The 9,462-nt window shown below is 50.8% G+C and carries 7 protein-coding genes; 5 read left to right on the forward strand and 2 right to left on the reverse strand.

Features of this window, described 5'->3' with window-relative positions; translation table 11 throughout:
- Positions 1-104 precede the first annotated feature (104 nt).
- Positions 105-755, forward strand: a complete 651-nt coding sequence (locus ACO6V1_RS20745; RefSeq protein ID WP_422448981.1) for a hypothetical protein — start codon at positions 105-107, stop codon at positions 753-755.
- 53 nt (positions 756-808) lie between these two features.
- On the opposite strand, the gene ACO6V1_RS20750 is transcribed toward ACO6V1_RS20745, so the two are convergent.
- On the reverse strand, positions 809-2,764 hold the full coding sequence (locus ACO6V1_RS20750; RefSeq protein ID WP_422468314.1) for a BCCT family transporter: 1,956 nt from the start codon (positions 2,762-2,764) through the stop codon (positions 809-811).
- A gap of 266 nt (positions 2,765-3,030) precedes the next feature.
- On the opposite strand from ACO6V1_RS20750, the gene ACO6V1_RS20755 reads away from it, so the two are divergent.
- The 4 genes from ACO6V1_RS20755 (at position 3,031) to ACO6V1_RS20770 (ending at position 7,020) form a co-directional block, all read left to right on the forward strand.
- Positions 3,031-3,510 carry a MarR family winged helix-turn-helix transcriptional regulator gene (locus tag ACO6V1_RS20755; protein ID WP_422448977.1) on the forward strand — a complete coding sequence of 160 codons (480 nt, stop codon included), beginning with the start codon at positions 3,031-3,033 and terminating at the stop codon, positions 3,508-3,510.
- Positions 3,511-3,773: 263 nt separating this feature from the next.
- Complete coding sequence (locus ACO6V1_RS20760) at positions 3,774-4,784, forward strand: ABC transporter substrate-binding protein (RefSeq protein WP_422459989.1); 1,011 nt, start codon at positions 3,774-3,776, stop codon at positions 4,782-4,784.
- Positions 4,785-4,919: 135 nt separating this feature from the next.
- A complete protein-coding gene (locus tag ACO6V1_RS20765) occupies positions 4,920-5,819 on the forward strand; it encodes an ABC transporter permease (protein WP_422459987.1) in 900 nt (299 codons plus the stop codon).
- Entirely contained in the window at positions 5,812-7,020 is a 1,209-nt protein-coding gene (locus ACO6V1_RS20770) for a quaternary amine ABC transporter ATP-binding protein (RefSeq protein WP_422448973.1), read from the forward strand. The genes ACO6V1_RS20765 and ACO6V1_RS20770 overlap by 8 nt, the downstream gene beginning before the upstream one ends.
- A gap of 84 nt (positions 7,021-7,104) precedes the next feature.
- Here the strand turns inward: ACO6V1_RS20770 and ACO6V1_RS20775 are convergent, their stop codons facing one another.
- A complete protein-coding gene (locus ACO6V1_RS20775) occupies positions 7,105-9,228 on the reverse strand; it encodes a carboxy terminal-processing peptidase (RefSeq protein ID WP_422448971.1) in 2,124 nt (707 codons plus the stop codon).
- Positions 9,229-9,462 lie beyond the last annotated feature (234 nt).

Genomic DNA, 9,462 nt, shown 5'->3' on the forward strand with positions numbered 1-9,462 from the left:
TTCCGGGTATCTGAATCTGATGTTTAATTTCACAGTCATCCTGTAAATACGGGTAAATGACCTATTCTTCTAGCCCGGAAGAATAATGTTATGGTTGTGGTGTTATGAAACTGTATCCATTTATCCTTTTATTACCATCGATTGTCCTGGGTAAACCAATCGGCCTTGAACGGTTTACCCCTCCACCTTACCCTGAGGTGCCGGCCCATCCTCAGCCTGAAGGGCCGTTATACCCACCCCCGCAGGATTACTTATACCATGGTTATAGAACAGAGCCCGCACCTGCCTATACGCCGCCGATGTCCCCTGACTTATCCTCCTTTACTGCCTGTCAAATACCAGCCGGAACCTATCGTTTTGATGCTTACAGAATTGCCAAAACTGAAAAACTCTGGCTCTCTGAACTGGTACTTTATCTGCATATCAGCCACGCGGGCATAATGGTGATGCGTTTCAGGCTTAAGCCAACGGGTGGTCGTGAAGAGCAGTATGTAGTGATCCCCTATAGCAGTCATGCCGATCTGGTAAATGTTTGCAGTGGGGTCAATTTCAGCTTTTTCTTTAAAGGGATTAATGTGTATGGGAAGACCTTAAACGGAAATCTGTCCGGGCATCTGAGCAGGGATGGCAGCAAGAACAATTACCACATTACTGCTGATGGTTGGATGGAGCGTTACGATACCACATACAATTCAAAAGCGACCATTAATCTGACAGGGCAGCAGTTTGACTTTGTCTACCCATACATTAGATAGCGAACTGTTCACCTCGTTTCCACACAGGGCGGGGAAACGAGGGTGTGTTCAGTCTATCGAACCATGTGCAGGAAATGCATGTGCTTTTCATACTGATCGATAATATCACCAATCACCTGATCACTGGTCCAGCCCATAATGTCGTAACCCTGGCCGCCTTCTCTCAGGAAAACTTCGGCCCGGAAGTATTTGCGTTCTTCTTCATCTTCTTCGTCCAGCATAAAACTGGGCTGAAGGTAAGAGCGGGGCGTCACTTTGTAAAAGAAGTCCACTTCATCGCCGTGGAGTACCACCAGGCTGGGTATCTGTTTTTCGGTATCCAGTTGAATCGTGCTTTCTACCCCCTGTTTGCTCAGTTCTGATGCGACGGACTCCATAGCCGGGAGAGCAACATCCTGAATAAAGCGATTGACATGGGCCCGTCGGGGAAAGCTGACCATCGTCGCCAGCCGGTTCTGCCAGGGAATCGGTTTATGACCCACTTTGGGGGTGAGTGTGGTTCTTTCCAGGCTGGCTTTCTTGGTTGCATCAACAGCCAGCGCTTTCAGTAAGCCATAAGCTGACACCAACAGTACGATGGAAAAAGGCAGTGCTGAGGCGATGGTCACCGTTTGCAGGGCCTCCAGGCCACCGGCCAATAACAGTACCATGGCTACAATGCCAATCAGGCTGGACCAGAACACCCGCTGCCAGAGCGGCGTTTTACTGTTGCCCCCGGAGGCGAGCATGTCGACAACCATGGCACTGGAGTCGGAGGAGGTGACAAAAAAGATCACGACCATGGCAATGGCTACCATCGAGAGTACATTTGAGAACGGGAAATATTCCAGAAACCTGAACAGCGCAATGGGTACATCGGTTTCTACGGCCTGACCCAAACCGGTCATGCCCCGGTTCATGATCATATCAATGGCGGTATTGCCAAAAGCGGTCATCCAGATCAGGGTCAGGCCTGTTGGTACGAACAAAACGCCAGTAACAAACTCACGGATGGTTCTGCCCCTGGAAATACGGGCAATAAACATACCGACAAACGGTGACCAGGAGAGCCACCAGGCCCAGTAGAATAAGGTCCAGCCGCCAAGCCACTCGGTGGGCTGATAGGCGTAGAGATTGAAGGTTTTACCGACGATGTCAGACAGATAACCACCGGTATTTTGCACGAACATCTGCAACAACAGGACGGTGGGTCCGAGCAGTAACACCATCACTAACAGCATCAGTGCCAGTAGCAGGTTGGCTTCTGAGAGGCGTCGGATGCCTTTATCAAGGCCTGTCGCCACAGAAACGGTGGCCAGTGCCGTGATGACCACAATCAGAATCACCTGTGTCTGTGTGCTGATGTCGATACCGAAAAGGTAGTTCAGCCCCGAGTTAACCTGCAAAACCCCATAACCCAGCGCAGTTGCAACACCAAAAATGGTGCCGAGTATGGCAAACACATCAATGATATGGCCGGGAATGCCGTAAATACGGTCACCGATGATGGGGTAAAGGGCGGAGCGGAGAGTGAGTGGCAAGTTATGCCGGTAACCGAAAAAAGCAAGAATCAGCGCCACGATGGCATAAATCGCCCAGGCATGAAGCCCCCAGTGAAAAAAGGTGAGCTTCATGGCTTCTCTGGCGGCTTCCACCGTACCAGGCTCACCCAGCGGTGGAGAAAGGAAGTGCATAACCGGCTCGGCGACACCGAAAAACATCAGGCCGATGCCCATGCCCGCAGAAAAGAGCATGGCGAACCAGGAGCCAAAGCTGAATGAGGGTTCGGCATGATCAGGGCCCAGCTTTATATCACCATATCGGGATAGCCCCAGAAAGGCGACGCACAGAAGGATCAGGGCCACGGCCATGACATAAAACCAGCTGGCGTTGGTCATGATGCTGGACTGTAGATGCGTAAAGCGGCTATTGGCATCTTCAGGGAAAAAGACCGTATAGCCCACCAGTAAAAGTATTAACATGGCTGAGCCAAAAAATACGGGAGGGTTGATGGTTTGCCTGGAAGGCATAGAGATTTCCGGTTGGGACATGTTGCTGGCTCTTGCTGAATAGTCAAAATCAATTTGATCGTTTGGGTTTGGAGCTATGTGCAAGAAGCCTGTCAACGCTCTGAGGGGATAAACATGAAGAGGATCCTGTATACAACTTTAATTAGGAGTCTAGGTGAAATATATTACAGTTCAAACTATTTGAGATCAAATTTTGTTTGTTTTGCGGTTTATTTTGTGGCAAATAAATACGCCTGTTTTCTAAACCTCTTCGATGAGTAAATTGTATGACTGAACCGTGTTACTGGACTGACGTACTTATTTCTCTAAGACGCATAATACGTGCAACGGATCTGCACTCAAAACGTATGATCAAAGCCTGTGGCCTGACCACGCCCCAGATCATGGTCTTGAAGGCAATCAGCGATCTCGGTGATGTGACGGTCAAGCGGATTTCCCAGGATGTTTCCCTGAGCCAGGCGACAGTAACCACCATTTTGAATCGGCTGGAAGAGCGGCAGTATCTGGAGCGAGTCCGAAGTGTCAGCGATAAACGAATTGTTAACGCACGGTTGACCGAGCTCGGACGCTCTGTATTGGCAACAGCACCGGCGCTACTGCATGAACAGTTTATTGAGCGTTTTGAGGCGCTGGAGGCCTGGGAGAAAACACAGGTCTTGTCGTCTTTGCAGCGGGTTGCAGCCATGATGGATGCCGAGTCCATCGATGCCGCGCCGCTTCTGGATATCGCCGGGACAGAACCTTAGCTGTTTGATTTTTGGTCTTTTTCTCTGGGGTGTTGGTGAAAGTAATTTGAAATCTAATCATTAGAAGTGTAAGTTAGTGCCCCAGTTGATATACGGGAAAGTACGGTTAAATGTTCGGCGCTGGAAAATGGGCTTAAAAATTTCTGCTGTTAATCGGTGTACGGAAAACCGCAGGAGCAGAAATTTTTAATCCCTTTCTACACCATAGAGCCAGGAAGGCACTGCCCGGTATCAGAAACGGATTAATAAAAACAGGATTGCACATGCTAAAAAGAAAATTGTCTGCCGCTGCCTTACTGGCTGTTTCCCTCCCTTTTGCTGCCTCTGTGTCCGCTGATGAATGCGGTGATGTCACAGTCGCCGATATGAACTGGAACTCGGCAACGCTGATAGCTCACGTTGATCAATTTATCCTTGAGAATGTCTTTGGCTGTAATGTGGAGCTGGTGCCTGGCGACACCATGGCGACAGGTACCTCCATGGTTGAAAAAGGAGAGCCGGATATCGCGCCGGAAATGTGGAGTAACTCCATGAGGCAGGCTTTCGATAAAGGTGTCGAGGAAAAGCGCCTTCGCTATGCTGGCAACTCGCTGTCAGAAGGCGGTGAGGAAGGGTTCTGGGTACCGAAATACATGGTAGAAAAAGACCCTGAGCTGAAAACCATCAAGGGTATTAAAGGGAAAGCAGCAATCTTCAAGCATCCGGAAGATTCCAGCCTGTCCGCTTTTTACGGTTGCCCGGCGGGCTGGAACTGCCAGATTAATTCTGGCAACTTGTTCAGGGCGCTGGAGCTGGAAGAGCATGGGTTTGACCTGGTTGACCCGGGTTCCGGTGCCGGTATGTCCGGCGCTATTGCCAAAGCCTATGAGCGGGAAGAGGCCTGGTTTGGCTATTACTGGGCACCCTCGGCAGTACTGGGCAAGTATGAAATGGTCAAGGTGGATTTCGGTTCCGGTGTTGATGTAGATGAATACATCAACTGTACCACCAAAGAAGATTGTGAGTCTCCGAAAGTCACTATGTATCCGCCATCGCCGGTCAATACCATTACCACCGAACGTTTCGCCGTTAAAGCACCGGCAGCTTATGAGTACCTGGCAGGGCGCTCGTTTACCAATCAGCAGATGAATGAGCTGTTGGCCTGGATGGAAGAAAATCAGGCGGATGGTGAAATCGCCATGGAGCATTTCCTGACCAACTATGAGTCCGTCTGGTCCCAGTGGCTGCCTGCTGATGTGGTGGCAAAAGTAAAGCAAGAGCTTGCGGCTCTCTAAGGTCATCACTGGTTCAATGCAATTGATGGGTTTATTTATTGACCTCCAGACTCCGTTCGTCTTGAGCGGAGTCGAAAGGCGTAAACTCCATACTCTGAATACTGTGCCAATCACCCATAATAAAGGCTGAAGTGTATGGCTAAGGAATCCTGGGTTACTGAGTTTCCGGATATGGAACGCAGTGACCTGATCGCTTTGCGAAAGACTCTGGATGGTGCCTACCGGGAGTTTTCCCGGGAACATGGCGATTTGATTGAGTCGTTTTTTGATCCGTTGCTCTCTTTTCTTGTCTGGTTTGAAAACCTGCTGATCAGCTCTCCCTGGTTACTGATACTGGCGGTAATCACCGGTTTGGCCTACGCCGCCAGCCGTTCCTGGAAGCTGTGCCTCGGTGTTGTCTGTTCCCTGCTGACCATTGGTTATTTTGGTATGTGGGAAAATACCATGAGAACCCTGAGTGTTATCACGGTATGCACCTTGCTCTCCCTGGTGCTGGGCATTCCAATCGGTATCGCCATGGCCCGTTCCGACCGGGTGCAGAAGCTGGTAACGCCGATGCTGGATATCATGCAGACCATGCCGGCATTTGTTTATTTGATTCCGGTGGTGATGTTGCTGGGGATTGGCAAGATTCCCGGCGTGATCGCGGTGGTTATTTATGCCATTCCACCGGTTATTCGATTGACCAATCTGGGGATTCGTCTGGTGGATAAAGAGGTATTGGAAGCCGCTACCGCTTATGGTGCCAGCCCGTGGCAACGGTTGTGGGGGGTGCAGCTGCCACTGGCAATGCCAACCATCATGGCCGGTATTAACCAGACCATTATGATGGCGCTGGCCATGGTGGTGATTGCTTCCATGATTGGCGTCAAGGGCCTGGGGCAGCCGGTACTGAAATCCATTACCAATCAGTATTTCACCCTGGGGCTGCTCAATGGTCTTGCCATTGTTGCGCTGGCGATCATCTTTGACCGGGTTTCTCAGGCTTATGCCCGCAGAACCCAGAAACATCTGGGAGGCGCTGAGCATGCATAACAGTGACAAGACAAAGCCTCTGATCCAGATTCGTGGCCTGTACAAATTATTCGGGAAACAGCCTGACAAGGTTATGCCCCGGGTTCATCAGGGGGAATCCAAAGATCAGATTCTGGCTGATACCGGGCATACGCTTGGGCTCAGGGATATCAACCTGGACGTCAAGGCAGGTGAGATTTTTGTGATTATGGGGCTTTCCGGATCCGGTAAGTCCACCTTGATTCGCCATTTTAACCGTTTGATCGATCCCACTGAGGGGGAGATCCTGGTGGATGGCACCGATATTACCCGGTTTTCTGCCAAAGAACTGGAAAGCTTTCGACGTCAGAAGATGTCCATGGTCTTTCAGCGTTTTGGTCTGATGCCTCACCGGACGGTCATAGATAATGTTGCCTATGGTCTGTCGGTTCAGGGTGTTGGCAAAGCCGAGCGACTGAAGAAAGCGGAACAATGGCTGGATACCGTGGGGCTGGCTGGCTACGAGCAGCAATACCCCTCCCAGCTGTCGGGAGGGCAGCAACAGAGGGTTGGTCTGGCCAGGGCGCTGTGCACCGATGCGGAAATTCTATTGATGGACGAAGCTTTCTCTGCCCTGGATCCACTGATTCGCAGTGAGATGCAGGATCAGTTGATCGGGTTGCAGAGTAAGCTCCAGAAAACCATTGTTTTTATTACCCATGACCTGGATGAAGCGCTGAGGCTGGGTGATCGCATTGCCATTCTGAAAGATGGTGAGCTGGTTCAGCAGGGGGCTCCGGAAGATATTCTGTTGAATCCGGCCACAGATTATGTGGAAGCGTTTGTTAAGGATGTTAACCGTGCCCGGGCATTGACCGTAGAAACGGTGATGAAACCTCCGGCCTGTCGAATTACTGCAGAAACCATTGATGAGGCCTTGAGTCAGATGAAAAAGACCTCTGAAGACTTTGGCTATTACGTTAATGATGAAGGCTATCAGGGTGTGATTCTTCAGCAGACCCTTGAGCAGGCCGTGCAGAAGGGGAGTCACAAGAAGGTCACCTCGATATTGATTGAGACGGTGCCGACTATTCAGGCAGACTCAATACTGGAGTCCGTTATTCCCGATACCCTGGACACCGACTTTCCCCTCCCCGTTGTTGATGACGATGGGCAGTTGCAGGGGCAGCTTTCCCGGTCCAGTCTTGCTGAAGTTCTGGGGGATGTTTCCACAGGTCATTAGCGCAGCCAGCCTGCTAAGGTTGAGCACTGTGCTTAATAAAAAGCCCGCAAATAGCGGGCTTTTTACCATCAGTTAAAGCAGGTGTTAGCCAGAACGACGGGTAAAGAGCCGCTTATTGTTGCTGGCTTTCACCATATCGGTCAGGATGACACCCGCTTCCTTCAGGAAGGCATCAGGCTCTTTATCTTTTTTCTTCTGTTCCTGTTCCTGGTTGTTGATCTCCTCCAGCTCATCCAGATTGTTCAGCAATGCCAGACCTCTGGATTTCCGCAGGCGATTTTCAATGGCCAGTCGCTGGCTGCGCATGGTTTGCAGCTCCAGTTGTCGTCTTTCCTGGTTCAGGGAAACCTTTTTCTGATTTTCATAATGTTCGAAGTAGTCCTTCATCTCATGGAGGTAAACAAAATCCGCATTTTTACGGGTGCGGAATTCATGCTTTTTCTGCAGCTCCGGCAGATAAGGACTTAAGTTGGCGTAAGGTCTGTAGGATACCGGTGAGATATTGTCCCACGGCAGTGCATCCGGCAGCGTGTCCTCACCAATATCCCGGCCATCATAGAGGGAAGGGAAGATGATATCGGGAATAACGCCACGATTCTGGGTGCTCTGGCCGGAAATCCGGTAGAACTTGGCCAGCGTCAGTTTCAGTTGCCCGTGGTTCAGTGGCTGGATGCTTTGCACGGTACCTTTGCCGTAACTCTGGCTGCCAACGATCAGCGCCCGGCCGTAATCCTGCATGGCCCCGGCAAAGATTTCAGAAGCGGAAGCGCTGAGGCGGTCAATCATCACCACCATGGGGCCATCGTAGAGCTGCTCTGAGTCCGGGTCTTCCTGTCGCTCAGCGCGACCCCGGTTATTGCGGACGACAACGGTAGGCCCTTTATCAATAAATAGACCGGTCAGCTCATTGGCTTCTTGCAGTGAACCGCCCCCATTACCGCGAAGATCGATAATCAGGCCATCCACTTTCTCTTTCTTTAATTTTTCCAGGAGCCTGCGGACGTCACGGGTGGTGCTTTTATAGTCAGGGTCACCGGCCTGGGCAGCCTTGAAGTCGATATAAAAGGTGGGTAACTCGATCACCCCGATACGGCTGGTCTTGCCATTCATGGGCACTTCAATGATTTTACTGGCGGCATCCTGCTCTTCCAGTTTGACCCGGTCCCGGACAATCTCATAAACCCGGGTGCTGCTGTCATTGCTGCTGCCGGGAATAATCTCCAGGCGAACCAGGGTGTGTTTGGCACCGCGAATTAATTTGACCACATCATCCAGACGCATGCCCACCACATCTTCCAGGTTGCCTTTCTTGCCCTGGCCAACGCTGACGATCTTATCACCGGGTTTCAGCTGCCCGGCTTTCTCGGCAGGGCCGCCGGGGACAACACTGACTACCCTAGTGTATTCATCCTCAGCAGAGAGTACGGCACCGATCCCTTCAAGAGAGAGGCTCATGTTGATATCAAAGTTCTCCGCCGTCTGGGGGGAGAAGTACTGGGTATGAGGGTCGTAAATACCAGCGAAGGCGTTGATGTAGGTCTGAAAGGCATCTTCGCTTTTGCTCTGGTGCAGCCTGCGCAGCAGGTTGGTGTTTCTTCTGCGCAACTGATTGATAATCTCTTCGTCGGTTTTATTGTTCAGCTTCTGGCTTAATACGCTGTCTTTAAACTGCTTGATCCAAAGCCGTTGCTGGGCTTGCTTGCTGGTAAGCCAGGGTTCATCCTTGCGCTCAATCACCAGCTCTTCATTTTTCCTGAGGTTCAGGTTGTTAATGCCCAGTTCTAGCTGTTTGAGCATGAAGCGTGCGCGTTCTTCCGCCCGCTCACGGTAGCGGTTGAAGATGGCGAAGGCGGGATTGAGGTCACCGCTTTTCAGAGAGTCTCCCAGTTTTTTCCGATAGGGCTGAAATTCCTGGATATCTGCCAGCAGGAAGAAGCTGCGGTTCGGGTCCAGTCGATCAAGATAGCGATCAAACACCTTTTCCATATTGCTCTGGTCAAGGGGGATTTTCCGGTAGTGGCTTCTTGAAAGCAGCTGTACCACATGAACGCTGGCAATGGCCTGTTGCAGGTTGGGTGTCAGGGTGGGTACTGGCTGGCTGATGTCCTTATCGACGGCCTGAGCGAGATTGCCTGAGAGAAGTGCTGTGAAAAGCAGCGCTGAAAAGAACAGCCTCATTCTTTTGGCTGGCTGCAGTTTCGATATCATAGAGGCGTTAGCTCCGTGTCATTCTGTCTGTTGAAGTGTGCCTTCCTGGCTAACCTAACGGATAAGACTCTTTCCATTACTCAAGTCATCGCTCAGGATCTTGAACTCTTGAATATCCTGTAAGGATGAATACAGCATAATACAGTCACATGGCGGATGACAGCCGTTGAACTTTCATATTCTGAACAGCTCAGGTAAATCAGGCCATTACCTGGCCGGTAAAAAGTGTGAGTA

The sequence above is a fragment of the Endozoicomonas sp. ALC013 genome, from assembly GCF_049310205.1.
Lineage (GTDB): Bacteria > Pseudomonadota > Gammaproteobacteria > Pseudomonadales > Endozoicomonadaceae > Endozoicomonas.

Bases quoted from the DNA above. Each gene is read 5' to 3' on its own strand.
- ACO6V1_RS20745 (WP_422448981.1), top strand. From the start codon at position 105: ATGAAACTGTATCCATTTATCCTTTTATTACCATCGATTGTCCTGGGT.
- ACO6V1_RS20750 (WP_422468314.1), bottom strand. From the start codon at position 2,764: ATGCCTTCCAGGCAAACCATCAACCCTCCCGTATTTTTTGGCTCAGCC.
- ACO6V1_RS20755 (WP_422448977.1), top strand. From the start codon at position 3,031: ATGACTGAACCGTGTTACTGGACTGACGTACTTATTTCTCTAAGACGC.
- ACO6V1_RS20760 (WP_422459989.1), top strand. From the start codon at position 3,774: ATGCTAAAAAGAAAATTGTCTGCCGCTGCCTTACTGGCTGTTTCCCTC.
- ACO6V1_RS20765 (WP_422459987.1), top strand. From the start codon at position 4,920: ATGGCTAAGGAATCCTGGGTTACTGAGTTTCCGGATATGGAACGCAGT.
- ACO6V1_RS20770 (WP_422448973.1), top strand. From the start codon at position 5,812: ATGCATAACAGTGACAAGACAAAGCCTCTGATCCAGATTCGTGGCCTG.
- ACO6V1_RS20775 (WP_422448971.1), bottom strand. From the start codon at position 9,228: ATGATATCGAAACTGCAGCCAGCCAAAAGAATGAGGCTGTTCTTTTCA.